General features: G+C 71.8%; 20 protein-coding genes. 12 read left to right on the top strand and 8 right to left on the bottom strand.

Going from position 1 to position 24,058, the window contains the following annotated elements; genetic code table 11:
- The first annotated feature begins 233 nt into the window (after positions 1-233).
- Complete coding sequence (locus AB0F70_RS13610) at positions 234-539, top strand: hypothetical protein (RefSeq protein WP_357448744.1); 306 nt, start codon at positions 234-236, stop codon at positions 537-539.
- A 158-nt stretch (positions 540-697) separates the two neighbouring features.
- Here AB0F70_RS13610 and AB0F70_RS13605 read toward each other — a convergent pair whose 3' ends face one another.
- Positions 698-1,402: a methyltransferase domain-containing protein gene (locus tag AB0F70_RS13605; RefSeq protein ID WP_357448742.1), complete on the bottom strand. Its 705-nt coding sequence runs from the start codon at positions 1,400-1,402 to the stop codon at positions 698-700.
- Between the two features lie 194 nt (positions 1,403-1,596).
- On the opposite strand from AB0F70_RS13605, the gene AB0F70_RS13600 reads away from it, so the two are divergent.
- The gene (locus AB0F70_RS13600) at positions 1,597-3,393 is read left to right on the top strand and encodes a discoidin domain-containing protein (protein WP_357448739.1); all 1,797 of its coding nucleotides are present in this window, start codon (positions 1,597-1,599) and stop codon (positions 3,391-3,393) included.
- A 42-nt stretch (positions 3,394-3,435) separates the two neighbouring features.
- Here the strand turns inward: AB0F70_RS13600 and AB0F70_RS13595 are convergent, their stop codons facing one another.
- Genes AB0F70_RS13595 through AB0F70_RS13585 form a run of 3 tightly spaced genes read right to left on the bottom strand, consistent with a single transcriptional unit; the run spans position 3,436 to position 6,211 of the window.
- Complete coding sequence (locus AB0F70_RS13595; protein ID WP_357448737.1) at positions 3,436-4,566, bottom strand: FAD-dependent monooxygenase; 1,131 nt, start codon at positions 4,564-4,566, stop codon at positions 3,436-3,438.
- Entirely contained in the window at positions 4,563-5,096 is a 534-nt protein-coding gene (locus tag AB0F70_RS13590; RefSeq protein ID WP_357448735.1) for an isoprenylcysteine carboxyl methyltransferase family protein, read from the bottom strand. The genes AB0F70_RS13595 and AB0F70_RS13590 overlap by 4 nt, the downstream gene beginning before the upstream one ends.
- Positions 5,096-6,211, bottom strand: coding sequence for a 3-oxoacyl-[acyl-carrier-protein] synthase III C-terminal domain-containing protein (locus tag AB0F70_RS13585; RefSeq protein WP_357448733.1), 1,116 nt, complete (start codon positions 6,209-6,211; stop codon positions 5,096-5,098). The genes AB0F70_RS13590 and AB0F70_RS13585 overlap by 1 nt, the downstream gene beginning before the upstream one ends.
- A gap of 70 nt (positions 6,212-6,281) precedes the next feature.
- Here AB0F70_RS13585 and AB0F70_RS13580 point away from each other — a divergent pair, with 70 nt between their 5' ends.
- Both AB0F70_RS13580 and AB0F70_RS13575 read left to right on the top strand, forming a co-directional pair.
- A complete protein-coding gene (locus AB0F70_RS13580; protein WP_357448731.1) occupies positions 6,282-7,139 on the top strand; it encodes a UbiA family prenyltransferase in 858 nt (285 codons plus the stop codon).
- 150 nt (positions 7,140-7,289) lie between these two features.
- Positions 7,290-8,882, top strand: coding sequence for an NAD(P)/FAD-dependent oxidoreductase (locus tag AB0F70_RS13575; RefSeq protein WP_357448729.1), 1,593 nt, complete (start codon positions 7,290-7,292; stop codon positions 8,880-8,882).
- Between the two features lie 30 nt (positions 8,883-8,912).
- Here AB0F70_RS13575 and AB0F70_RS13570 read toward each other — a convergent pair whose 3' ends face one another.
- The gene (locus tag AB0F70_RS13570; protein WP_357448727.1) at positions 8,913-9,365 is read right to left on the bottom strand and encodes an SRPBCC family protein; all 453 of its coding nucleotides are present in this window, start codon (positions 9,363-9,365) and stop codon (positions 8,913-8,915) included.
- Between the two features lie 144 nt (positions 9,366-9,509).
- Here AB0F70_RS13570 and AB0F70_RS13565 point away from each other — a divergent pair, with 144 nt between their 5' ends.
- Positions 9,510-10,334 carry an SDR family NAD(P)-dependent oxidoreductase gene (locus AB0F70_RS13565; RefSeq protein ID WP_357448725.1) on the top strand — a complete coding sequence of 275 codons (825 nt, stop codon included), beginning with the start codon at positions 9,510-9,512 and terminating at the stop codon, positions 10,332-10,334.
- 18 nt (positions 10,335-10,352) lie between these two features.
- A complete protein-coding gene (locus AB0F70_RS13560) occupies positions 10,353-11,819 on the top strand; it encodes a family 43 glycosylhydrolase (protein ID WP_357448723.1) in 1,467 nt (488 codons plus the stop codon).
- 4 nt (positions 11,820-11,823) lie between these two features.
- On the opposite strand, the gene lnt is transcribed toward AB0F70_RS13560, so the two are convergent.
- Entirely contained in the window at positions 11,824-13,470 is a 1,647-nt protein-coding gene (gene lnt, locus AB0F70_RS13555; protein ID WP_357448721.1) for an apolipoprotein N-acyltransferase, read from the bottom strand.
- 211 nt (positions 13,471-13,681) lie between these two features.
- Here lnt and AB0F70_RS13550 point away from each other — a divergent pair, with 211 nt between their 5' ends.
- From AB0F70_RS13550 to AB0F70_RS13540, 3 genes are all read left to right on the top strand, one after another.
- Complete coding sequence (locus AB0F70_RS13550; RefSeq protein ID WP_357448719.1) at positions 13,682-14,464, top strand: hypothetical protein; 783 nt, start codon at positions 13,682-13,684, stop codon at positions 14,462-14,464.
- 101 nt (positions 14,465-14,565) lie between these two features.
- Positions 14,566-16,029 (top strand): family 43 glycosylhydrolase, encoded by a 1,464-nt coding sequence (locus AB0F70_RS13545; protein ID WP_357448717.1) that lies wholly within the window; start codon positions 14,566-14,568, stop codon positions 16,027-16,029.
- A gap of 173 nt (positions 16,030-16,202) precedes the next feature.
- Complete coding sequence (locus AB0F70_RS13540; protein WP_357448715.1) at positions 16,203-19,112, top strand: sugar-binding domain-containing protein; 2,910 nt, start codon at positions 16,203-16,205, stop codon at positions 19,110-19,112.
- 82 nt (positions 19,113-19,194) lie between these two features.
- Here AB0F70_RS13540 and AB0F70_RS13535 read toward each other — a convergent pair whose 3' ends face one another.
- Both AB0F70_RS13535 and AB0F70_RS13530 read right to left on the bottom strand, forming a co-directional pair.
- Entirely contained in the window at positions 19,195-19,746 is a 552-nt protein-coding gene (locus AB0F70_RS13535) for a PIN domain-containing protein (protein WP_357448713.1), read from the bottom strand.
- Positions 19,746-20,171, bottom strand: coding sequence for a helix-turn-helix domain-containing protein (locus AB0F70_RS13530; protein ID WP_357448711.1), 426 nt, complete (start codon positions 20,169-20,171; stop codon positions 19,746-19,748). The genes AB0F70_RS13535 and AB0F70_RS13530 overlap by 1 nt, the downstream gene beginning before the upstream one ends.
- 240 nt (positions 20,172-20,411) lie before the next feature.
- Between AB0F70_RS13530 and AB0F70_RS13525 the strand changes: the two genes are divergently transcribed.
- Genes AB0F70_RS13525 through AB0F70_RS13515 form a run of 3 tightly spaced genes read left to right on the top strand, consistent with a single transcriptional unit; the run spans position 20,412 to position 23,973 of the window.
- On the top strand, positions 20,412-21,449 hold the full coding sequence (locus AB0F70_RS13525) for a LacI family DNA-binding transcriptional regulator (RefSeq protein WP_357448709.1): 1,038 nt from the start codon (positions 20,412-20,414) through the stop codon (positions 21,447-21,449).
- Positions 21,449-22,996 carry a sugar ABC transporter ATP-binding protein gene (locus tag AB0F70_RS13520; RefSeq protein ID WP_357448707.1) on the top strand — a complete coding sequence of 516 codons (1,548 nt, stop codon included), beginning with the start codon at positions 21,449-21,451 and terminating at the stop codon, positions 22,994-22,996. Before AB0F70_RS13525 ends, AB0F70_RS13520 begins: the two co-directional genes overlap by 1 nt.
- Positions 22,993-23,973, top strand: a complete 981-nt coding sequence (locus tag AB0F70_RS13515; protein WP_357448705.1) for an ABC transporter permease — start codon at positions 22,993-22,995, stop codon at positions 23,971-23,973. The genes AB0F70_RS13520 and AB0F70_RS13515 overlap by 4 nt, the downstream gene beginning before the upstream one ends.
- Positions 23,974-24,058 lie beyond the last annotated feature (85 nt).

The raw sequence follows: 24,058 nt of genomic DNA, 5'->3' as shown, positions 1-24,058 counted from the left end.
ACGACCTCGCGCGCCCGTCGCGAGACCGGCCCGCGCCGCGCAGAGTCGGAGTCCCGGGAACGAGGGCGCGTGCCCGCCCGGCACGTCCGGACGATGCGAAGCACTCAGGTGGCCGTGGGCCGGCACCTCGGCGTCGTGTTCGACGAGGGCGATAGCTTCTTCACCGCACTGGCGGGGTCCTGCCGCAACCACAGAATCCTGCCAGGGCATGATCCCCGGGTTCGTCGCTGCTCGTGCACGGCGACCAGGTTCGTCTGATCGACTGGGCCTGGGCCCGGACCGGACCACCGTGGGTCGACGCCGCGCTGCTGATTCCCCGGCTGATCGGCGAGGGGCACCAACCAGCCGAGGCCGAACACCTCGTGTCGGATACGTGGGGCATGCGGCATCCCAGCGCGACCCCGGAGGCTGTCACCGCGTTCGCCGCAACGATCTATGGCCAATGGCGCCGCCTTGCCGTCGAGTACCCGAGCCCGCATCGAGAGGCACCGACCCGCGGCGCGCGGCTCTGGACCCGGCACCGACTCCACTTGAGCTAGCGGTACTCGGCGCAGGCGGCTTTCGAGTTTCGAATCGCCAGTCTTCGCAGGCGAAGGCGGCCCAGGGTCATGCGTGGCGAGTCTCCCGCGCCATCCCGCGTGCAGATGGTGCGTCCAGCCCTCCTGACGTGACGGTGAGGCAGCAGGACGACTGGGGCTCAGCGGGCTTCGAGGACGAAGAAGAGAAAGGACACGAAGGCGGTCCGCTCTCCGCTCGCGATACGTGGCGGAAGGAGTTCGGACGGCGTGTCCGGGGAAGGCGGGGGTTCGGCCATGGACGTGATGCTGAACCCCGCGGCGGCGAAGGCGTCGGACATCGCGTGCAGGGGGCGGTGCCAGTACGTCAGCGTCCCTGGCTGACCCGCGAACTCGTACTCCTCCGAGAACTGCCGGAGGGCGAAGTAGTCCTCGTCCGGGTAGAGGAAGGGGCGTATGAGCGGGTGGTTGACGGAAAGGATGAGGCGGCCACCGGGCTTGAGCACCCGGTGCAGCTCGGTCAGCGGCGGGTGCCAGTCCTCGAAGTAGTGCAGGACGAGGGAGGCGACGACGTCGTCGAAGGCGTCGTCCGCGTACGGCAGCGGCTGCGTGAGGTCAGCGACGGTCAGCGGGACGTCGTCGCCGAGCCTGCGGCGGGCAAGCTCGATCATCGCGGGGCTGCCATCGAACCCGGTCATGTCTGCACCGCGGTCACGCAGCTCGGCGGACAGCGGTCCGGAGCCGCAGCCGGCGTCAAGGATCTTGTGGCCGCGCACGTCGCCCGCAAGGCGGAGCATGGCCGGTCGCTCGTACCAGGCGTTGAGCAGGCTCCCGGCATTCTCGGCGTCGTAGCTGGCTGCGAACTCGTCGTAGTGGTCGGCCTTCATCGCATCCCCTTCGCTGGGCGGTCCATGTCCCGCGTGACGATATCGGGCTGGATCTACACGTCTCGTTACCGCGCGCGAGCGAACACTCCGCTCTTGACACGGTATCGGTCGCCCCACAGACTCCTTTTGCACCCATAGCGGCAAAAGTTGCATGTTTGTCGCCATAAATGACAGAGTCGTCGATCGGAGCACCCATGCAGACCTCCCCTTCGCCTGGCGCACGACGCGTCAGCGCGGCGTTGACCGGCGGCGCGCTCCTCGTGGGCACGCTCGCCGCGGCCCCAGCCGTCGCCGCCCCTTCCGCCGTCGCCGCCCCCACAACGACCACCACAGCAGCCGCAGCATGTGGAGCGGATGACGGGCTCCCCGACTCCAAGATCTCCATCCAGCTGTACACGCACGTCAACGAGCTCGGTTCCGGGACGCCGTCCCCCGAGACGATCGACCGGGTGCTCGGCGAGGTGGCCGACGCCGGCTTCCCCAACATCGAGCCGTTCAGCCAGCCGTACTCGATGCCGGTCGACGACTACCAGGCGATCCTCGACAGGCACGACCTCGAGGTGTCCTCGAGCCACGGCAGCACGGACTGGGACACGTGGCCCGAGACAGTCGACTACGCGGTCGCACTCGGCCAGGACTACATCGGGACCGGCGGGATGGCCGGCAGCTACGGCACCTACGAGGAAGCGCTCGCGACCGCGGAGTACGTCAACCGGCTCGGCCAGTACGCGCACGAGAACGGCGCGAACAAGATCGTGCTACACAACCACCAGAGCGAGTTCACCACCCGGTACCCGCACCCGGAGACGGGTGCGATGGTCAGCGTCTGGCAGGTCATCGAGGAGAACACCGACCCGCGCTACGTCACGTTCCAGCTCGACGTCGGCTGGGCGGCGGACGCCGGCATCGACGTCCCCGCGTGGATCGAGGAGTACGGGGACCGCATCGAGCTCCTCCACATCAAGGACGCCGTGAACGTGAACGCGGAGGGCGACCCGAGGCAGGTCGCCCTCGGCAACGGCGACATCGACCTCCCGGCGATCATCGCCGCGGCCGAACCCTACGTGGAGTACTACACCTACGAGTGGGACTACGCGCCGTCGTTCGAGTCCTCCGCGGAGTCCTACCAGTACCTGCGCTGCTACCTGTCCGAGGACGGCGGTGACCAGTGCCAGGAAGAGGACGAGGAGTCGCTGGCGCTGGGCCGACCGGTGACGACGTCCAGCATCGACGACCCCGCTCGCACCGGCGAGATGGCGGTGGACGGCAACGCCGGCACCCGCTGGGGCAGCCAGTGGAGCGAACCGGAATGGATCGCGGTGGACCTCGGCGCGAGCTACGACCTCAGCCGCGTCGTGATCGACTGGGAGACGGCGTTCGCGTCGGGGTACGAGATCCAGACGTCGCCGGACGGCGAGACCTGGACCACGGTGCACACCGTCATCAACGGTGACGGCTTCTTCGACGACATCGACCTCTCGGGCACGGGCCAGCATGTGCGCCTCTACGCCACCGAGCGCGCGACACAGTGGGGCTTCTCCCTCTACGAGCTGGAGATCTACGGCACGCCGACCGGCACTCCGCCGACGCCGGAGCCCGAGGCTCGCGGCGCCGGGTACTGGTCGTCGGAGTACCGCCAGGTCAGGAACCCTGACTACACAACCGACGAGCTGCTGTGCTTCCTCATCACCACGCGCGCGCAGAGCGACGTGTTCGACGAGGTGGTCGACCTGACCACACTGGACGAGGCCGTGCGGGTGCTGTGGGCGCCCCACCACGACGAGTGGGTCGACGTCGTCGACCGGCAGCTGCTCGGTGTGTGGCTCAACGTCGCGGCGGGCTCGGTCTCCCTGGAGGACCCGATCGTCGGGGGCACCACGGTGGGCGACCTGCTGTCCGCCATCGAGGCCGCGCGCCTCGACGCGGGCACGACGAGGGCCGACCTCAAGGAGTACAAGAATGCGCTGGAGGCGGTGAACGCCCGGCACTGACCGGGAAGGCCCGCGGTTGGGGTCGTCCGGCCGGTCATGCGGTCAACGAGCCAGCCGCTCGACCACCGCGCCGTAGAGCCACGGAGCCCGCTCCGCCGCGGGCACGATCGCTCGCCGGGCAGGGCTCGAGGCCCAGGCGAGCAGGCCGGTGGTCAGCGCGCGGTAGTCGCGGGTCGCCGTCCGCCAGGCGCGCTCGTACGCCCCGGCGTCCTCAAGATGCCGGACGGCGGCCTCCGCCTGCGCGAGCCCCACCCGGACTCCCTCGCCGGTCAGGGCGTCGACGTAGCCCGAGGCGTCGCCCACGAGCCGCACGCGCCCGGCCGAACGCCGTCGCGACCGCTGGCGCAGCGGGCCCGCGCCGAGCAGCGAACCGGCGGTCGTCGCAGTGGCGAGGCGTGCACTGAGCTCCGGGAACTGCGAGCGCAGCAGCGCGTCGAAGCCCGCACCGCTCACCGATCGAGGCCCGAGCAGCGCGACGCCCACGGTATCCGGACCAACCGGCGTCACGTAGGCCTCGGCGTGCGGTGACCAGTGCACCTCGACGAGGTCGCTCCACGGCGGGACCTGGAAGTGCCGGCGGAGACCGTAACGGCTGGCCGCCGGACGGTCCGCGCGGCGCCCGGGGACGACGTCGAGCCCAGCCAGCCTGCGGACGGTGGAGTGCAGGCCGTCGCAGCCGAGCACCCAGCCGGCCCGCAACGTCAGCGGATCTCTCCCCCGACCGACGACACCACCGGCGCCGCCCGGCACCAGCTCGACCTCGACGCCACCGGCGTCCTGCCGCAGCGCCGTGACCCTGCCGTGCAGGAGCTGCGCACCGACGTCGGCGGCGCGTTTCGACAGCGCCTCGTGCAGCGCGGTGCGCCGGACGCCGCGGCCCGGACCGGCGGCGAACCGGTGGTCGGCGTGCCGGCCGGGGGCCCGGTAGCTGATCCCGGCGAGCGGCTGGCCCGGCGGGTCGACGCCGAGCGCCTGCACCGCGCGCAGGGCACCCGGGAGCAGCCCCTCGCCGCACGCCTTGTCGAGGGTGCCGGTCCGCCGGTCCACGACCAGCACGTCGAGCCCGGCCGCTCGCGCGTGGACCGCCGCCGCCAGCCCTACCGGACCGGCGCCCACCACGACGACGTCCGCGTCCAGCTCGCCAACGACGTCACCAGCCATATCGCCGGTCACGTCACCGCGTTCCCGCCCACGGCCGACCGGAGCGCCAGTTCCTCGGCCGGGATGCGGAACCGCGCCAGCAGCACCGCGTTCAGCACGGTGAACACGAGCGCCGTGACCCAGGAGGTGTGCACCAGTGGCAGCGCTATGCCCTCGACCACTACCGCCACGTAGTTGGGGTGGCGGATCCACCGGTACGGGCCGCCGGACACGAGCGGCAGCCCCGGGACCACGATGACGCGGGTGTTCCACCGGTGCCCCAGCGTCGTCACGCACCACCAGCGCAGCGCCTGGCTCGCCAGCACGAGGACGAGCATCGGCCAGCCGAGCCACGGCAGGAACGGCCGGTCGGCGAGCACCGCCTCAGCGACGCATGCCACCAGCAGCCCGCTGTGCAGCACCACCATCGCCGGGAAGTGCCCCCGCCCCGACTCGACGCCGCCGCGCTCGAACGACCAGCGCGCGTTGCGGGCCGACACGACCAGCTCGGCGAGGCGCTCGACCGCCGTCGCCCCCACCAGGAACACATAGAAACCCAGCATCAGCGGTCCTCCAGCTTCAACAGTACGAGCTCGCACGAGACACCAGGACCGAAGGCCATGAGCACGGCCGGTGAGCCCGGTGGGGAGTCGGTATGCGCGAGGGTCCTGGCCAGGACGTCGAGCACCGACGCGGAAGAGAGATTACCCGCGCAGGCGAGGCTCTCCCGGCTCTCCCGGACGGCGTCCTCGGGAAGCCCCAGCGCGTCGCGCACCGCGTCGATCACGCGCGGACCGCCCGCGTGCACCACCCAGGTCGGTATCTCCCCCGGGCTCAGGCCGTGCTCGGCGAGCAGCCCCTTGACGTCGGCGAGCAGATGCGCGCCCAGCAGGTCCGGCAGCCCGGCGGAGAGCACTATCGCGAACCCGGTGTCGCGCACCTCCCAGCCGAGCGCCTCGGTGGTGCCGGGGTACAGCCGCGAGCGCGTGTCGACCACGGTCGCTCTGCGCCCCGCACTGCGCGCCGCCCGGCCGGCCGAGTCCGCAGCCGCCGTCGGCCCCGCGAGCGGATGCTCCGCACCGACGACGACGGCGGCCGCCGCGCCGTCGCCGAACAGGCCCGATGCCACCATGTTGGCCGTCGAGTCGTCGCCGTGCTGGAGGGTCAGGGAGCACAGCTCCACCGACACCAGCAGGGACACGTCGCCCGGCCTGCCCAGCAGGTGGTCGTGCACGCGCGCCAGCCCGGCTGCGCCGCCCGCGCACCCGAGGCCGAACGAGGGTGTGCGCCGCACGTCGCTGCGCAGACCAAGCCGTTCCGAGAGCAGCACGTCCAGCGACGGCGCGGCCACCCCCGTCACCGAGGTGGCGAAGACGTGGTCGACGTCCTCCGGCCGGAGCCCGGCGGCGGCCAGCACCTGGCGACACGCACGCTCGGCCAGCAGGGCGGCCTCACGGATGAAGACGGCGTTGGTGGCGCCCAGGGAGTGCAGGCCCGCGTACTCCTCCAGTGGCAGCGCCAGGTGCCGGTGGTCCACGCCGGCGCTCGCGTGCAGGCGGCGCAGCACGGCGGTCCGTGCCGGGTCGGGCGCAACCAGCGGCCCGACGACGTCGGTGATCGCCTCCTGGGTGTAGACGTGCTCGGGCAGAACGGGCTCGACCGCGACAACACAGGACATCTCAGCATCGTCACGCAGGACCCGGTCACCCGCGCGGCGAGCATCCGGCCGGGCGGATAGCGTGCCGCACATGACGTCCGGCAAGAACGCCCGCCGCCTGGCACGCGGCCTCGTGCTCGCGAGCCACGCCGCACCGGCCGCCGTCGTGACCGGCCTGGCCGCCGCCCTCGCCGCGGCCCTCGGCTCCGGCTGGCTCATCGTCACCCTGGTCACGGTCGCGGTCGGAACCGGCCAGCTCTCCGTCGGCTGGTCCAACGACTGGATCGACGCCGAGCGCGACACCGCTGTCGGACGCACCGGCAAGCCCGTGGTGGCAGGGCTCGTCACCGCCCGCACCCTGCGCGGCGCCGCGTTCGCGGCGCTCGCGATCTGCGTCGTCGCGTCGCTCGCACTGGGCGTCGTTCCCGGAGCGGCGCACCTGGTGGCGGTGGGTGGCGCGTGGGCGTACAACGCCCGGCTCAAGGCGACGGTGTGGTCCTGGCTGCCGTACGCGCTGTCCTTCGGGCTGCTCGCGGTCTTCGTGGTGCTCGCCGCGCCCGGCCCGCGGGTCCCGGCGGTCTGGGCGGTCGCCGCCGCCGCGCTGCTCGGGACCGGGGCGCACGTCGCGAACACCCTGCCCGACCTGGAGGACGACGCCGCCACGGGCGTCCGGGGCCTGCCGCACCGGCTCGGCCGCCGCGCGTCCGGGGTGCTGGCCCCGTGCCTGCTGGTCGCCGCCGTCGCCGTGGTCGTCATCGGCCCGGGCGGGACACCGGGCCCGGCCGCCTGGGTCGGCGGCGCGGTAGCGGTGGGTCTCGCGCTGGCCGCGGGTCTCACGGCCCTCGCCCGACCCCACAGCCGCGCGCCGTTCGGCCTCAGCATGTGCGTCGCGGTGGTGTGCGTGGTGCTGCTGGCCCTCGCCGCGGCCGAGACCGCGGTGCTCCCCTGACCCCGCAGGTTCGGGAGCGCTGGCGACCGGGACCGATCCTGGGCAGGCTGGAGCGGGATCGATGGAGCAGCCGATCGAGAAGTCGACGGAGGAGCCGATGCAGGACGCCGTGGTGGCCGGGCCGATGACGGAGCAGGTGCCCGAGCAGTGGTGAGGACCGTCGATGCGGTGGTCGTCGGCGCGGGCCCCAACGGCCTGGTCGCGGCGAACGCCCTGGTCGACGCGGGCTGGGACGTCCTGGTGCTCGAGGAGCAGGACGCTCCTGGCGGCGCTGTGCGCACCGCCGAGGTCGCGGCGCCCGGTTTCCGCACCGACCTGTTCAGCGCGTTCTACCCGCTCGCGGCCGGCTCCCCGGTGATCCGCGACCTGCACCTGGAGGAGCACGGGCTCGCCTGGTCGCGTGCGCCGTCGGTCCTCGCCCACGTGCTCGACGACGGCGGCGCCGCCGTGCTGCACGCCGACCCCAAGGACACCGCAGCGGGCCTCGACGAGCTCAGCCCGGGCGACGGCGACGCGTGGCTCCAGATGTTCGCGGGGTGGGAGCGCATACGCGACCCCCTGCTCGACGCGCTCTTCAGCACGCTGCCCGCCGCCGGGCCGGCGCTGCGCCTGCTGAGCCGGCTGGGCGTCGGCGGGGCGCTGGACCTCGGCCGCCTCGCCGTCCTGCCCGTGCGGCGGCTCGCCGACGAGACGTTCCGGGGCGAGGGCGGCGGGCTCCTGCTGACGGGCAACGCCATGCACTCCGACGTCCCGCCGGACGCGGCAGGCAGCGGCCTGTTCGGCTGGCTGCTGGCGATGCTCGGCCAGGACGTCGGCTTCCCCGTACCCGTGGGCGGCGCCGGTTCGCTCGCCGACGCGCTCGCCGCGCGGGTCCGCGCGGGCGGCGGGGAGATCGTCACCGGCACCCGCGTCGACCGGGTGCTGGTCGGGCGGGGCCGGGCCGTCGGCGTCCGGACGGCGGACGGCGAGCTCGTCCGCGCCCGGCGGGCCGTGCTCGCCGACGTCACCGCCCCTGCCCTGTACCGGGACCTCGTGGGCATCGAGCACCTGCCGCCCCGCCTCGTGCGCGATCTCTACCGGTTCCAGTGGGACCACCCGACGTTCAAGGTGAACTGGGCGCTCGACCACCCCTTCGCCTGGACCGCCGAGGGGGCGCGCGGCGCCGGGACGGTGCACCTCGGCGTGGACCGCCGGGGGTTCGTCGACGTCGCCGCCTCGCTGTCGAAGGGCGAGGTCCCCGAGCGTCCCTTCCTCGTCCTCGGCCAGATGACGACGTCGGACCCGACCCGCTCCCCCCGCGGCACCGAGTCCGCATGGGCCTACTCGCACGTGCCCCACGGCATCGACTGGACCCCGGACGCCGTCGCCGACCAGGTGGACCGCATGGAGGACGCCCTCGACCGCGTCGCCCCCGGCTTCCGGGATACCGTGGTCGGCAGGTCCGTCCAGGGCCCGGCGGACCTCGAGGCGGCGGACGCGAACCTGGTCGGCGGTGCGGTCAACGGCGGGACGTCGGCCGTGCACCAGGAGCTGATCTTCCGGCCCACGTCCGGGCTCGGCAGGCCCGAGACGCCCGTCGAGGGGCTGTACCTCGCGAGCGCGTCGGCCCATCCGGGCGGCGGCGTGCACGGTGCATGCGGGTGGAACGCCGCGCGCGTCGCGCTGGCCGCGGCGAGCCCGTGGGGCGCGCTTCCCCGGGCGCTCGTGCGCAGCGCGTGGGGACGACTGCTGCGGAACGTGTGAGCGGACGCCGCTTCGTGCGGCGCTCCCAGGTCAGCGCTGGAGCTGCTCGGGGGCCCGCCGCTCCGCGATGAGCGCGAGCCGCCGCAGCGTCTCGACGTTGCGCGGCCGGATCACCGCACTGCGCACCGGCCGGGGCACCAGCGTGCCGGGTCCCTTGTCCGCATCCTCCGTGACCCGGATCCTGCACCCGTCCCCCGCCGGCTCCACCTCGATCAGCACGCGCGCCTCGCCCGCTGGCCAGCCCCTGGCCTGCAGCTCTATCGACCGCTCCGGGTCCCAGGCGCGGACCACCGTCTCGTCGTCGAGCAGAGCGGGCCACAGGCCCACTGAGTGCAGGATGCGCGTTCCCGGCTCAGGCCACGTCGGGTCGACCGCGCGGACACGCGCCGTGCTGACCACCCACGTCGAGTAGGACCAGCCGTCGGCGAGCACGCGCAGCACCGCGTCGGGAGTGCATCGAGCGGCCCGCGTGACGGTCACCATGATCTGACTCTAGCCAGGTCGCGGGCACTGGCAACCGGCCCGGTCCGCGGCCCTGGGTACTGCCGCGTGCGGGTGGCGTGCATCCTGCCTATCGTCGGCAGACGGCTTCGAGACCAGGAGCGGATCGGAGCGAGGGAGCGCCCGATGACCCAGCACGTGGACGACGACTCACCCGCCCGGCCCGACGCTGCCCTGGTCACCGGCGGGTCCAGCGGCATCGGCTTCGCGATGGCCCGCGAGCTCTTGCAACGAGGCCATGAGGTGCTCGTGGTCGCCGAACGCGGCGTCGATGAGGCCGTGCGCCAGCTCGCCCGGCACACGGACACCCGCGTGACCGGCCTGGAGGTCGATCTCGCCCTGCCCGCGGGGGTCGAGGCCGCCGCAGCCCGCGCGCGGGAGCTCGGGGTGCGGACGTTCGTGCTCAACGCGGGTGTCGGCGTCCACGGGCCGTTCCGGCACACGCCGCTGCAGGACGAGCTGCGGCTCGTCGACCTCAACGTCCGCTCGGTGGTGCACCTCGCGCACCTCGTCGTCCCCGACCTGGTCGCGGCGGGTACCGGACGGATCCTCGTCACGTCGTCGATCGCCGCGACGATGCCCGCCCCGCTCTTCGGCACGTACGCCGCGTCGAAGGCGTTCGCCCGCTCGTTCGCCTGGTCGCTGCGCCATGAGCTCGCGGGCACCGGCGTCACCGTGACCTCGGTACTGCCCTCGGGGACCCGGACGCCGTTCTTCCGCGCGGCCGAGATGGAGCGCACCCACATCGGGCGGGCGCCCAAGACCAACCCGGCGATGGTGGCCCGCCGGGCGGTCGACGCCCTCCTGGAGGGCCGGGCCGAGGTGGCCACCGGCCTGCAGGCCAAGGCGATGGTGGCGATCGCCGCGGTACTCCCCCAGCCCGCGCGTTCGAGGTTCCACGGCTGGTTCTACGCGCCGGGCGCGCGGCCACGTTCGACACACCAGACGTGATGCTGTAGACCCTGCTCCATGAACGTCGCACCGATCATCGCCGGCTTCCACCCCGACCCCACGGTATGCCGGGTGGGCGACGACTACTACCTGGCGAACTCGTCGTTCGAGTACGCGCCGGGGGTCCCGCTGTGGCACAGCCGCGACCTACTGACCTGGACGCTCGTCGGGAACATCCTCGACCGCCCGGAGCAGCTCCTGGCCGGGCGCGCCGGCTCCAGCCAGGGTGTGTACGCCCCGACCCTGCGCCATCACGACGGCCGGTTCTGGCTGATCACCACCGACGTCACCGGCCCCTCCGGGCAGCTCGTCGTCTCCGCCGACGACCCCGCGGGCCCCTGGAGCGCGCCGACGTACCTCGAGGGCCTGCACGGCATCGACCCCGACCTCGCCTGGGACGACGACGGCACGTGCTTCGTGACCTACTGCTCCTCCGGCCCGGACGGTGTGGGGATCGCCCAGGTGCGCGTCGACCTCGAGAAGGGGATCGCCCTGGAGGAGCCCCGCTGGCTGTGGAGCGGGACCGGCCTCGCGCACCCCGAGGCACCGCACCTGTACCGGCGCGGCGACTACTGGTACCTGCTCATCGCCGAGGGCGGCACGGAGCGCGGCCACAGCGTCTCGGTGGCGCGCGCGACCCGGCCCGAGGGTCCCTACACCGGCGCACCGGTGAACCCGGTGCTCAGCCACCGCAGCACCACCCACCCGGTCCAGAACACCGGCCACGCCGACCTCGTCGAGAACCCGGACGGCACCTGGTCAGTGGTGTATCTGGCCGTGCGCCCGCGCGGCTACACGCCGATGTTCCACGTCAACGGCCGCGAGACCTTCCTCGCGGGCATCAACTGGGTCGACGACTGGCCGGTCGTCGACGAGGACCGCTACGACGTGCCGGTGCGGGACACGTCGTACGCGGACACGTTCGACCGCTCCGGGCTGCACCCGCGCTGGGTCTCCCCCGGCGCCGGCCTGGCCGAGATCGTCACACCCGGGCCCGACGGCGGGCTCCGGCTCCGCCCGGGCACCGGGCCGCGGGCCGACGTCGGCGCCCTGACCGCACGGGCGCTCGATCCCGCGTGGCGTTTCGAGGCAGACCTCGGCCTGGGGCACGGTTCGGGCGCGCTCGTGCTGCGTCTGGACGACACCCACTGGTGCGAGATCCGCGCCGACGCCGGCCAGGTGCACGCCGTCGTCCGCATCGGCCCGCTCGAGACGCCGCACGGCACGGCCGTGCCGCTGACCGGGCCCTCGCTCACGCTCCGGGCCGAGTCGCTCGCCCCGACGACGAACGGGCCGGACGACGTGCGCCTGACCGCCGTCGTCGACGGGACGGAGCACGAGCTGACCCGTTTCGACGGCCGGTATCTCTCGACGGAGGTGGCCGGCGGGTTCACGGGGCGCGTCGTCGGGCTCCGGGCGCTCGACGGCGTCGTCGACGTCACCGAGGTGCGCTACGCACCGCTCACCGCGGACGAGGCGGGCTGACCGGTCAGCCGGTCACCCGCCGCCGGGTCACGAATCCCAGGACGGCGAGGCTCAGGAGCGTTCCCCACCACAGCAGCCCCTGGATCCACGGGCCGAGCACGACCCCAGCGGTGCGGCCGTCGCGCAGCTCGATGTCGGTGACCAGGAGGCCTGCCTCGTCGAAGGGGAGCGTCCGGAGCAGGGTCCCGTCCGGGGCGAACACCTGGCTGGTGCCGGTGGTCGAGAGGTTGACGACGCTGCGGCCGGTCTCGATCGCACGCATGCGGGCGATCTCGCGCTGCTGCAGGTTCTCGTCGGTGCCCCGGAAGTCCGCGTTGTTCGTCTGGAACATGAACACCTGGGCGCCGTCGTACACCCCTTCGCGGATGACGTCGTCGAAGGCGACGTCGAAGCAGATCGCCAGGCCCGCCTTCGCCCGCCCGAGGTCGAAGACCGGTGAGTCGTCGCCGGGCGTGTACCCGCGCGAGATGAGACCGACGAGGTCGGGGACTATCGCGCTGTACAGCCACCGGTCCGGGATGTACTCGCCGAACGGCACCGGATGCCGCTTCGCATGCGTCGCGACGGAGCCGTCCGCCGTCCACAGGAACGAGGTGTTGTAGACCAGCTCCCCGACCTCGGACGCCGCGTTCAGGACGATCGGCGCACCGTAGGCGTCCGCGGCCGCGTCGAGCGTCCGGGCGGTGGCCGCATTCGACGCCGGATCGCTGTCGACGCCGCCCTCCGGCCACACGACGACGTCCACCCGCTCGCTCACCAGCTCCGCCGAGGCGTCCAGCTGCGAGCGCAGCACCTCCAGTGGCGCGCGCTCGTCCGCGTACGCGGCGGGCCCGTTGCCCTGCACGGCACCGACCCGGAGGGTTCCGGCGTCGGTGGTCGGGAACTGGGGCACCACGATCATGACGACGGCGAGCACAGCCACGGGCACCGCGCCCCACCACCGGGCGGCCGTGACCGCGCGGTCATCGTGCTCGGCACGTTCCCGCCGGACACGAACCGCCCACCGGACGGCCTCGACCGCTCCGGCGCACAGCGCGACCATGAGGAACCCGAGCCCGGACACGCCCAGCCAGGACGCGACGGGGGCGATCGGGCTCTCCGACTGGCTCATCCCGAGCCGCCCCCAGGGAAACCCGCCGTACGGCCAGGAGCCGAGCACGAGCTCGCGCGCCGTCCACGCTCCGGCGACGAGCGCCGGGAGCGCCACGAGACGGACGGCGGCGGTGTCGCGCCAGCGCGGCAGCCACCGGTAGGCGAGCGTGACGAGGGGCGAGAAGACCGCGAGGAGGAGCGTCTCGAACGTGGCGAGGGCCACCCACGGCACCCAGCCGAGGGGGTCGTCGCCGAGGAACTGCGACGCCCACGAGACATGCGGAAAGTAGAACGCGGCGCCGAACGCCGCCCCGACGAGCACGCTGCCCCACAGGCTCCGTCCGACGAGGGAGACCAGCGCGAGCGGGACGGCCACGAACGCGAGCGGCCACCACCCGAGCGACGGGAAGGCGGCATCGAGCGCGAACCCGCCGGCGATCGCGAGAGCGAGCGCCGCCCAGAGCGGCACGAGCGGGCGCTCGGCGTATGTAGCGGCAGTGCCGGCGGAAGCCCGCACGCGGGCCCTGGCGGTGCGGCCCGGGATGACGTTGTGAACCAAGGCTCTCGTTCTCGCAGAGTGAGCTGAAAAGGCGTGGGCTAGGACAGCGGGGGCGTCACGCGAATGATAGTCCGTGCCGCCGCGTCGCCCGCGTGCGGGTTCACCCGGTACCTGTGCTGACAAGCCCGGACGGGAGCCACATGCTGGGTGCGGGTCGCCGCGACCTGCGACGGGACCAACGACGGACCCTGCGACGGAAAGGTTCGAGCACATGACTCGATATCCGGCACCACCCGCACTGGCTCCGCTCCTCGAGTCCCGCGAGGGGCAGGGTCAGACGCCGGTCAGGTACGACCCGGACCGGTGGGCGCGCAGGCTCCACGGCATCGTCAGCGAGGACCTCGTGCGCGCGGCCCTCGAACGCGAGGACGCCACGACGTCCGTCGGCCCCGGACGGCGGTCGGTCACGCGCGGTTCGATCAACGATCTTGCCGACGCCGTCGACCTGGCCGACGACGACCAGGTCCTCTCCCTCTGGCTCCTCGTGCTGGCGTGGGGAAACGGCACGAAGTCGCAGCGGGGCTTCCAGAACGCGGCCAACGCGCTGGAGCGTTCGGAGGTGCTGCTGGATAATCTCCGGCGGACGGCGACGATCCTGCGGGCCGCCGAGGACACGAGCGAGCTGGCCGCGGCCCACCGTGCGTGGCGGACGGGCTTCTACGTCCGCGAGTCGTTCTTCAGCAAGTGGTTCGCGTTCGCCGGACGGCGGGACGGGCGCGCCTGGCAGCCGCTCATCCTGGACGAGAACGTCTGGCACACGCTCAACGGCACGCTCGGGCTGACGGTCACCGACCTGGCCGGAAGCAAGGAGCCAGCGGCCAAGTACCAGACGTACGTCGAGCTGGTCCACGAGTGGGCGGGCTCGCCCGACCGTGCGCAGTGGATCGAGTGGGTCCTGTTCCTCCAGGACGGCAAGCTCCTCCAGGACGGCAAGCTCCTCCAGGACGGCAAGCTCCTCCAGGACGGCGAGCCGGCAGGCGTGCCCGCCGAGTGACCTGACGGGCGCGCGGGAAACCGCGTCTTGACCGGACGGCCCGGCTCAGGCAGAGTTCGCGATGTTAGCGCTCACAATGTCGATGACAAAGGAGTCATCCCGTGCCGTCACCCTTTGCCGTCCCGCTGGCCAGGCTGCGCCGTCGGGCCCTCGCCGCCGCGACCGCCGTCCTCATGGCGCTCGTCCTCGTACCCGCCGCTCCGGCGTCCGCCCAGTTCATCGACGTGCCCAACCCGATAGTGCAGCAGCGCGCCGACACGGCGATCTACAAGCACACCGACGGCTACTACTACATGACCGCGTCCGTGCCGGACTACAAGCGCGTCGAGCTGCGCAGGTCGCAGACCCTCGCGGGCCTCGGCTCGGCCACACCGGTCACCGCCTTCACCGCGCCGTCCAGCGGCAACCTGAGCGGCTGGATCTGGGCGCCCGACATCCAGTACGTCGACGGCGCCTGGTACATGTACTTCTCGGCGTCACCCGACTCGTCGCGGTTCGCACAGCGCCTGTACTCGATACGCAACACGTCGGCGAACCCGACGACGGGCACGTGGTCGGCGCCGCAGCGCATGACGACGGGCTGGGACTCGTTCCAGCTCGACCCGGCGTCGTTCACCCTGAACGGCACCCGGTACTTCGCGTGGGCGCAGGACAGCCCCAGCACGAACTACAACAGCCACATGTACCTGGCGCGGATGACGTCGCCGACGACCATCGACACCGCCTCCGCTATCGAGATCGCGCGGCCCACCCACTCCTGGGAGATGGAGGGCGTCGCGGGCGTGGTCGAGGGGCCGTCACCCATAGTGAAGAACGGCCGCGTCTTCATCGCCTACTCGGCGTCCGCCACCGACTCCCGGTACAAGCTCGGCCTGGTCTCCGCCTCGGCGTCGGCCAATCTGCTGTCCGCGTCGTCATGGTCCAAGCGGGCGACGCCGGTCTTCCAGACGGCGAACGGCGTCCACGGGCCCGGGCACGGAAGCTTCACGGTCGCGGAGGACGGCGTGACCGACATCCTCGTCTACCACGCCCGCGACTACGCGACGCCGAACCCGGACGCCCTGACCGACCCCAACCGGCACACCCGCGTCCAGCAGCTGTACTGGGCGGCGGACGGCTACCCGTTCTTCGGCCAGCCGCAGGCGACCGGCTCCGGGCAGCCGGGCATCCGTGGGCGGCACAGCGACAAGTGCGTCGACGACTACAACTGGAACACCGCCGACGGCGCCCTGGTCAGGCTCTCCACGTGCGGCACCGCCACGGCGCAGAAGTGGGAGTTCAGCTACACCGGCGGCTACTACCGCATCAAGAACCTCCATGCGAGCAAGTGCCTGGACAACCTGAACGGTTCGACGGCGCTCAACGCCGACGTCGGCCTGTGGACCTGCAACGGCAACCCCAACCAGGACTGGTCGATCGTGGACCAGGGCAACGGCTGGTTCTCCCTGCGCAACCGGACCAGCGGGACCTGCCTCGACAACTACCAGTGGGACACCGCCAACGGCGCGCGCCTGTCGCTGTACACCTGCAACGGCCTCGACGCCCAGCTCTTCCGCCGCGGCTGACGCACGCACCTGTAGCCGAAGACCCCTTCGAGGTCTAAGTTTCTCCGCTCTGAAGCGTTTCAGAGCGGAGAAACTTAGACCTCGAAGAGAACGGGCGACTATCCGCGAATCGTCCAGGTAAGTGCAGAGCATCGTCCCTTCAGCGGCCGCCTGAGCCGACCTATGGTCGTGCCATGCTCACCGTCGAGTCCATGCCCGATCCGAACGCGCCTGACCCAGACGCCGCTAGCCCGCAGATAGTTCCCGAGGCCCGCTCGGCCCTCGATCTGTCGGGTCAGTGGCGCTGCGCCCTGGACCCGGACGCCGTGGGCGAGCTCGAGCAGTGGTTCCGCACCGGCCTGCCCGAGGACTCCCCGGCGGTCGCCCTCCCGGGCTCGATCCAGCACCAGGGCCTCGGCGACCCGATCGGCCTGGAGACCCCGTGGACCGGCAGCATCGTCGACCGGTCGTACTTCACCGAGGAGCGCTACGCCCCGTACCGCGAGCCGGACAACATAGCGGTGCCCTTCTGGCTCCAGCCGCGCGTCTACTTCCGCGGCGCCGCATGGTTCCAGCGCGAGGTGGAGGTCCCGGCGGACTGGGCGGGACGCGACGTCGTGCTGTCCCTGGAGCGGGTCCACTGGGAGTCGACGGTCTGGGTGGACGAGCGCCAGGTCGGCTCCGAGCGCAGCCTCACGACCGCCCACCGGTTCGACGTCGGCCGCCTCTCCCCCGGCCGGCACCTCCTCACGATTCGCGTGGACAACCGCACGGTGGTCGACGTCGGGCCCAACGCGCACAGCATCTCCGACCACACCCAGGGCAACTGGAACGGGATAGTCGGCGCGCTCACCCTTGCCGCGGAGCCGGAGGTGACCATCCGGCGGGTGCGGGTGGTGCCCGACGTCGCGGCCAGGTCCGCGCTGGTCAAGGTCGACATCGCGGCGGGCAGCGGCGGCGCGGGTACCGGTAGTGTCCGCGTCACTGCACGGCGTTTCAACGTTCCGGGCGACCACGTGACGGGACCGGTGAGCGCCACGTTCGAGGCCGGGCACAGCCGCGACCTGGCCGAACGCGGCCTCACCGCCGGCGGTACGCACGTCGACGTGCTGCTCCCGCTGGGCGACGACGCGCTGACCTGGGACGAGTTCCAGCCGGCGCTGTACGAGCTGACCGTCGAGCTGGTCACCGACGTGCGCGGCAGCGAGCACCGGCACGTCACCCGCACGGTCTTCGGCCTGCGCGAGGTGGGCGTCGAGGAGACGCAGGTGACGGTCAACGGCCGCCGGACCTTCATCCGCGGCACCCTCGAGTCGTGCGTCTTCCCGCTGACGGGCTACCCGCCCACCGACGTCGGCTCCTGGCGCCGCATCATCGCCGTCTGCCAGGCCCACGGGCTGAACCTGCTGCGCTTCCACTCCTGGTGCCCGCCGGAGGCGGCGTTCGTGGCCGCCGACGAGGCGGGCTTCTACGTCCAGGCGGAGGGCCCGGTCTGGGCAAACCAGGGCGCCGCGCTCGGCGAGGCCCGCCCGGTCGACGCCTTCCTGTACGAGGAGACCCGCCGCATCCTCGACGCGTACGGCAACCACCCCTCGTTCATCATGATGGCGCACGGCAACGAGCCCGGCGGGCGGGACGCCGAGTTCCTCGCCGCGTGGGTCAACACCTGGCGGACGTACGACCCCCGGCGCCTGTACACGAGCGGCGCCGGCTGGCCGGCCATCACGGAGAACGACTTCGACAACATCCCGGACCCCCGCGCGCACCGGTGGGGCGAGGGGCTGGAGTCACGGCTCAACGGCCACCCGCCGGAGACCGAGTCCGACTACCGCGAGTGGGTGCAGTCGCGTCCCCGCCCGATCATCAGCCACGAGATCGGTCAGTGGTGCGCCTACCCCGACTTCGCGGAGACCTCGAGGTACACGGGGCTCATGGAGCCGCGGAACTTCGGCATCTTCGCCGACTTCCTCCGGGAGTCGGGTATGGCGGACCAGGCCGAGGCGTTCCTCCATGCCTCGGGGAGGCTCCAGCTGCTCTGCTACAAGGAGGACATCGAGGCGGCGCTCCGCACCGAGGGGTTCGGCGGCTTCCACCTGCTCGGCCTGAGCGACTTCCCCGGACAGGGCACCGCCCTGGTCGGCGTCCTCAACCCGTTCTGGGAGTCGAAGGGGTACTCCACGGCCGAGGAGTTCGCGCGGTTCTGCGGGCCCACCGTCCCGCTCGCTCGGCTCCCGCGCAAGGTCTGGACCGCGAACCAGGAGATCGAGTTCGAGGTCCAGGTCGCGCACTTCGGGCCGACGCCGCTCGACGCCGACGTGACCTGGAGCCTCCTCGCCCTGGACGGTGCGGAGGGTACGGACGGGGTGGAGCTCGGCACCGGCGTCGTCGCGCGGGGTGCGCACATCCCGATCGGCAACGGCACCCGGTTCGGGCCGGTGGTCATCCCGGCGGGGCTCATCCCGGGGCCCGCGCAGGTGAGGCTCGTCGTCTCCGTGGCGGACGCCGCCGGCGCCTCCTTCCGGAACGACTGGGACCTGTGGGTGTACCCAGCCGTCGAGCACGAGACGCCCGCCGCCGTGCTGGTCACCACCGAGATCGGCGAAGCGCTCGAACAGGCAGGGGACGGCGCCACCGTGCTGCTGGAGCTCGGCCCCGAGAGCATCGGGAACGACGTCGCCCTCGGCTTCACACCGGCCTTCTGGAACACCGCGTGGACCGAGGGCCAGGCGCCCCACACCCTCGGCCTGCTGCACGACCCGGCGCACCCCGTGTTCCGCCACTTCCCCACCGAGGGATCCACCGACTGGCAGTGGTGGGAGCTGCTGCACGGCGCCAAGGCGATGCTGCTCGACCAGCTCCCGCAGCGGCTGCAGCCGCTCGTTCAGCCGATCGACACGTGGTTCGAAGCTCGGCGGCTCGGCGTGCTGTTCGAGGCGAGGGTCGGGCGCGGCCAGATCGTGGTGAGTTCACTGAACCTCGACCCCTCGGGCGACCGCGCGGCCGCCCGCCAGTTCAGGAGGAGCCTGCTCGACTACATGGGCAGCACCGGCTTCGCTCCCGCTGAGACGATCGAATCGAGCGACCTGATGAGCGTCCTGCGCTAACGCCTCGGCAACTGGTGATGCGTCGGATGACCCAACGAAGCAGGGCCGTCCGCGACGTGTGAACTCAATGTGGTTCTCTTCCTTAGAGAAGCGCCTGGCTGATCTTGTCAGCAGTGTCCGGCGCCTCGACTCCGAGGCTCTTGAGTACTGCGGCAGTGTCTGCGTCCCTGCGCCATGCCGCCGCGATCTCCTTGACGATCCGCACTAGAGCCTCCAGGTTCTCGCGGCAAAGGTCCTGGAGGAACACGTCAGGATGCCAGGCAGAGATCGCATGGGGTTCGAGTGCAGCGGCTGGGAAGTCCTTGAGATCGTTGGTAACGATCACCTGCGCTCCCGCATGGATTGCGGCGGCGGCGACGTGCCTGTCGTCGGGGTCGGGCAGGACGATGTCGTCGATGCGGAGCTCATAGCCAGTCACCAGGACGTCGTTGATCGCCCCGTTCATCAATGTCCGAGTCCGGTCCAAGCGCGCCGGATCGAGATCGGGACGATCCTCCTTGAGGTTCCGAAAGGTCTCGTCCAGGATCCGGTCGGTCCATCGGGGCACGACCAACTGTGCGATGCCGACGCGGATCAGGACGTCGCGGAGAGTCGAGGGGTAGAGGACGTTCGCGTCGTAGAGGGCGATCCGCATCAGGCGAAGCCGAGGTCGTGGGTCTCGGCTGCCAGCTCGTCGGCGATCGCTCGTCGCTTGGCCTCGTCCTCGCGCATATATGCCACGAGCGAAGCCGCCGGCACGCGCCGGTGGGTGCCGACCGTGCGGTAGGCGATCTTCCCGGACTCGAGCAGCCCGATGAGGTACGGGCGCGACACCCTCATCGCATCCGCGGCCTGCTGCGTGGTCAGCTCCGCCTGCGCGGGCAGCACCGTGACCCCCTCGCCCTCGGCGAAGGTCGACAGGATCTGCGTCAGTGCAGTCAGCGCCGAGCGCGGCACGACGACGTCGGCCCCTTCCGCGAACCGCAGGTGGACCGGTCCTTCCTTGCCCAGGGCGGCGGTCAGGTCGCGGAGGGCGGACTGTGCCAGCTCCGCATCGGACGGGTCCGGAACGAAAGGCATCGCTACCAACATGACGAACCTCCAGTCGAAGCAAACGAAGCAACTGCAATGATCGAAGCCTACGTCACGACGGGACATAGGACCATGCCTGCCGAACGGCTGCCGCATCGCCCCGATGGTTTGTTGACATCCGGGCGATCCGCTCGTAGGTTCGTGGAATCGGTTCCATGGAATCGGTTCCATGAACTCGTCACTCCCGACAAACGACGTCGGGCCACGGGTGCGGCAAGGAGGCTGGTAGTGCGCGCGGTGACCATCCATGACGTGGCGGCCGAAGCAGGTGTGTCGGCGGCGACCGCGTCGCGCGTGCTGTCGGGGCACCCGGCCACGTCCGAGGAGTCGCGTACCCGCGTGACCGAGGCGGCCCGCAGGCTCGGCTTCCGACCGAACGCGCAGGCGCGCTCGCTGCGCACGAACCACACGAACACGATCGGCCTGCTCCTGTCGGACGTGCGCAACCCCTTCTTCGCGGACATCGCGCACAATGCCGAGCAGCACGCGCTCGAGTCCGGGATCGCGACTCTCCTGTGCAACGCGAACGAGAGCACGGAGCAGCAGGACCTGTACCTCGACCTCCTCCTGTCGCAGCGGGTCGCGGGCATCATCGTCGCCCCCCAGGGCGACGGGGCAGGTTCGCTGCGCGAGGTGCTCACGCTCGGGGTGCCGGTGGTGTTCGTTGACCGCACGATCGACGGGGTCGACGTACCGAGCGTCACCTCGGACAACCGCTCCGGCATCACCGCTGCGGTCGCTCACCTGGCCGGCCTCGGGCACCACCGCATCGGGCTCGTCGCCGGGCCCCAGGAGACGTCGACGGGCCGCGAGCGCCTCGAGGCGTTCCGGCAGGCGATCGCGGAGCACGGTCTGGACGACGATCCCGACCTGGTGCACCTGGGCGACTTCCAGGTGACCAGTGGTGCACGGGCCGCGAACCAGCTCCTGGACCTGGCCCAACCGCCAACGGCGGTGCTCGCCGCGGACTCGCTCATGACGTTCGGCGTGCTGGAGGTGCTGCGCGAACGGGGCATCCGGGTGGGTAGCGACCTGTCGGTCGTCGGGTACGACGACGTCGCCGCGTTCCGCTGGTTCAGCCCGCAGCTCACCGTCGTCGCGCACGATCCCGCGCGCATGGGCGCCCTTGCGGTCGATCTGATCCGCGAGGTCCTGGACGGCCGCCCGGCTCGGTCGGTCGTCCTGGAGTCGTCGTTGGTCGTGCGCGAGTCCACCGGACCGGCTCCCGGAGCGGGTTCCGTCCCCCACCCGGCAGGAAGGCAGTGATGACCGCGGATCCGGTGCTCTCGTTGGAGCACGTCACCAAGAAGTTCGGCCCGGTCACCGTCGTCGACGACGTCACGGTCCACGTCCGGCCCGGCCACGTCCAGGTCCTTCTCGGCGAGAACGGCGCCGGCAAGTCGACCCTCATCAAGATGATGTCGGGGATCTATCAGCCCGACGGCGGTCGTGTCGTCGTGGACGGTCGTCCGGTCGTGCTGTCCGACGTGCGCACCGCGGAGTCCCTCGGGATAGCGACGATCCATCAGGAGCTGAACCTCGTACCGACCATGTCGGTGGCGGAGAACATCGTGCTCGGCCGGATGCCCTCCCGGGCGGGTCTTCTGGACCGTCGCGCGGTGCGCCGCACCGCGCGCGACGCGCTCGCCCGCATCGGGCTCGACCTCGATGTCGACACGCTTGTCGGCGAGCTCGGCATCGCGCGTCAGCAGCTCGTCGAGATCGCCAAGGCCCTCAGCACGAAGGCCCGCATCCTGATCCTCGACGAGCCGACGGCGGCGCTCACCGGCGACGAGACCGACGCGCTCTTCGGGGTCGTCGAGGAGCTGCGCGCCGCCGACGTCGGGATGGTCTTCATCAGCCACCATCTCGAGGAGATCGGGCGGATCGGCGACTCCGTGAGCGTGCTGCGTGACGGCACGCTGGTAGCGGAGGTACCGGCGGCCACGGACGAGGACGAGCTCGTGCGGCTCATGGTCGGCCGGGACATCACCGACCACTACCCGCGGCGACGGGACTACGACGGGCCGGACGAGGTGCTGCTCCAGGTCGACGGGCTGAGCAGCGGCGACCGGCTGCGCGACATCAGCCTGACCGCGCGGGCCGGCGAGGTCGTCGGGATCGCCGGGTTGGTCGGCGCCGGACGCACGGAGCTGCTGCGCGCCATCGCCGGGGCGGACTCCTATGCCTCCGGAGAGGTGCGGGTAGCGGGCAGACCGGTACCGCGCCGGGGCATCCCGGCGGCGATCTCCGCCGGTATCGGCCTGGTCCCGGAGGACCGCAAGGCGCAGGGCCTCGTGCTCGACGCGTCGGTGAACGAGAACATCGGATACGCCACGCTCGGCAGCACCGCCCGCGCAGGCCTGGCGGACCGGCGCGGTCAGCGGAACCGGGCACGCCAGGTGGCGGAGCGGCTGCGCATCCGCATGAGCGGCATCGACCAGCCGGTCCGTGACCTGTCCGGCGGCAACCAGCAGAAGGCAGTGTTCGCCCGCTGGACACTCGCCGGTTCCAGGGTCCTGCTGCTCGACGAGCCGACGCGCGGCGTCGACGTCGGCGCGCGGGTCGAGATCTACGAGGCCGTCAACGCCATCACCGCCGCCGGCGGGACCGTCGTGATGGTCTCGAGCGACCTGCCAGAGGTGCTCGGGATGAGCGACCGGGTCCTCGTGATGAGCGGGGGCCGCCTCGCGGGCGAGCTCGCTCGCGAGGACGCCACCCAGGACCGCGTCATGGCACTCGCCGTGCGCGACGTCAACCGCGAGGCCGAAGACCACACGAACGCAGCGACCACAGAAGGAACGGACCGATGACCACCACTACCGCCGCACCGGCGAAGCAGCGCTCGGTGCGCTCTGCCCTCGGCTCCCTCCTGTCCGGCAACGGGGCCCTGGTCGGCCTCCTCGTGCTGTGCCTGGCCCTGTACATCGCCACGCCCGCGTTCCTGACCGGACCCAACCTCGTCAACATCGGGATCCAGGCGTCCACCATCGCGGTCCTGGCGTTCGGCATGACGTTCGTCATCGTGGCCGGCGGGATCGACCTGTCCGTCGGCTCGGTGGCCGCGCTGTCGGCGATGGGCTCGGCCTGGATCTTCACGTCGGCCGGTCTGCCCGGGTGGATGTCGATCGTCGCGGGCCTCGCGACCGGCGCGCTCGCCGGCGCCGTCAGCGGGCTCGGTGTGGCGTTCGGCCGGCTCCCCTCGTTCATCGCCACCCTGGCGATGCTGTCGGTGGCCCGCGGCCTGACCCTCGTCCTGTCCGACGGGCGGCCCATCGCCACGTCCCCCGAGGTGTCCTTCCTCGGCTCACGCCTTGGCGGTGTACCGGTCCCGATCCTCGTGCTGGTCGTCACCGGCGTGATCGCGTCGTTCGTGCTCAACCGCACCGTCGTCGGACGAGAGATGTACGCCGTCGGCGGCAACGTGGAGGCCGCGCGACTGTCCGGCATCCGGGTGCGCAAGGTCCTCGTGACGGTCTTCGCGCTGGCCGGCGTCTACGCCGCGCTCGCGGGCATGCTGCTCGCCGGCCGGCTCAACTCGGCCCAGCCGCAGGCCGCCTCGGGCTACGAGCTCGACGCGATCGCCGCCGTCGTCATCGGCGGTGCCTCCCTCGCCGGCGGTGTCGGCAAGGTCTCGGGCACGCTCATCGGCGCACTGGTCCTGGCAGTCATCCGCAACGGCCTCAACCTCCTGAACGTGTCGTCGTTCTGGCAGCAGGTGGTCATCGGGCTCGTCATCGCCATCGCGGTCGGGATCGACGTGCTCCGCCGCAAGAACACGCGGCACTGACCCACCCCTCTCCACCCCTCCTGCCTTACCCGCACCACCGTGCACCACCACCGGCCCAAGGACGGGCCACAGCCGAAGGAGCCGA

Origin of the sequence: Promicromonospora sp. NPDC023805, assembly GCF_040639635.1 — a bacterium.
Classification (GTDB): domain Bacteria; phylum Actinomycetota; class Actinomycetes; order Actinomycetales; family Cellulomonadaceae; genus Promicromonospora.
This window is presented reverse-complemented; position numbering and strand designations above follow the sequence as displayed.

Excerpts from the sequence above, each read along its gene's own strand:
- AB0F70_RS13605 (WP_357448742.1), bottom strand. The coding sequence starts at position 1,402 with ATGAAGGCCGACCACTACGACGAGTTCGCAGCCAGCTACGACGCCGAG.
- AB0F70_RS13600 (WP_357448739.1), top strand. The coding sequence starts at position 1,597 with ATGCAGACCTCCCCTTCGCCTGGCGCACGACGCGTCAGCGCGGCGTTG.
- AB0F70_RS13590 (WP_357448735.1), bottom strand. The coding sequence starts at position 5,096 with ATGCTGGGTTTCTATGTGTTCCTGGTGGGGGCGACGGCGGTCGAGCGC.
- AB0F70_RS13585 (WP_357448733.1), bottom strand. The coding sequence starts at position 6,211 with ATGTCCTGTGTTGTCGCGGTCGAGCCCGTTCTGCCCGAGCACGTCTAC.
- AB0F70_RS13580 (WP_357448731.1), top strand. The coding sequence starts at position 6,282 with ATGACGTCCGGCAAGAACGCCCGCCGCCTGGCACGCGGCCTCGTGCTC.
- AB0F70_RS13570 (WP_357448727.1), bottom strand. The coding sequence starts at position 9,365 with ATGGTGACCGTCACGCGGGCCGCTCGATGCACTCCCGACGCGGTGCTG.
- AB0F70_RS13565 (WP_357448725.1), top strand. The coding sequence starts at position 9,510 with ATGACCCAGCACGTGGACGACGACTCACCCGCCCGGCCCGACGCTGCC.
- AB0F70_RS13560 (WP_357448723.1), top strand. The coding sequence starts at position 10,353 with ATGAACGTCGCACCGATCATCGCCGGCTTCCACCCCGACCCCACGGTA.
- AB0F70_RS13550 (WP_357448719.1), top strand. The coding sequence starts at position 13,682 with ATGACTCGATATCCGGCACCACCCGCACTGGCTCCGCTCCTCGAGTCC.
- AB0F70_RS13540 (WP_357448715.1), top strand. The coding sequence starts at position 16,203 with ATGCTCACCGTCGAGTCCATGCCCGATCCGAACGCGCCTGACCCAGAC.
- AB0F70_RS13535 (WP_357448713.1), bottom strand. The coding sequence starts at position 19,746 with ATGCGGATCGCCCTCTACGACGCGAACGTCCTCTACCCCTCGACTCTC.
- AB0F70_RS13530 (WP_357448711.1), bottom strand. The coding sequence starts at position 20,171 with ATGCCTTTCGTTCCGGACCCGTCCGATGCGGAGCTGGCACAGTCCGCC.
- AB0F70_RS13520 (WP_357448707.1), top strand. The coding sequence starts at position 21,449 with ATGACCGCGGATCCGGTGCTCTCGTTGGAGCACGTCACCAAGAAGTTC.
- AB0F70_RS13515 (WP_357448705.1), top strand. The coding sequence starts at position 22,993 with ATGACCACCACTACCGCCGCACCGGCGAAGCAGCGCTCGGTGCGCTCT.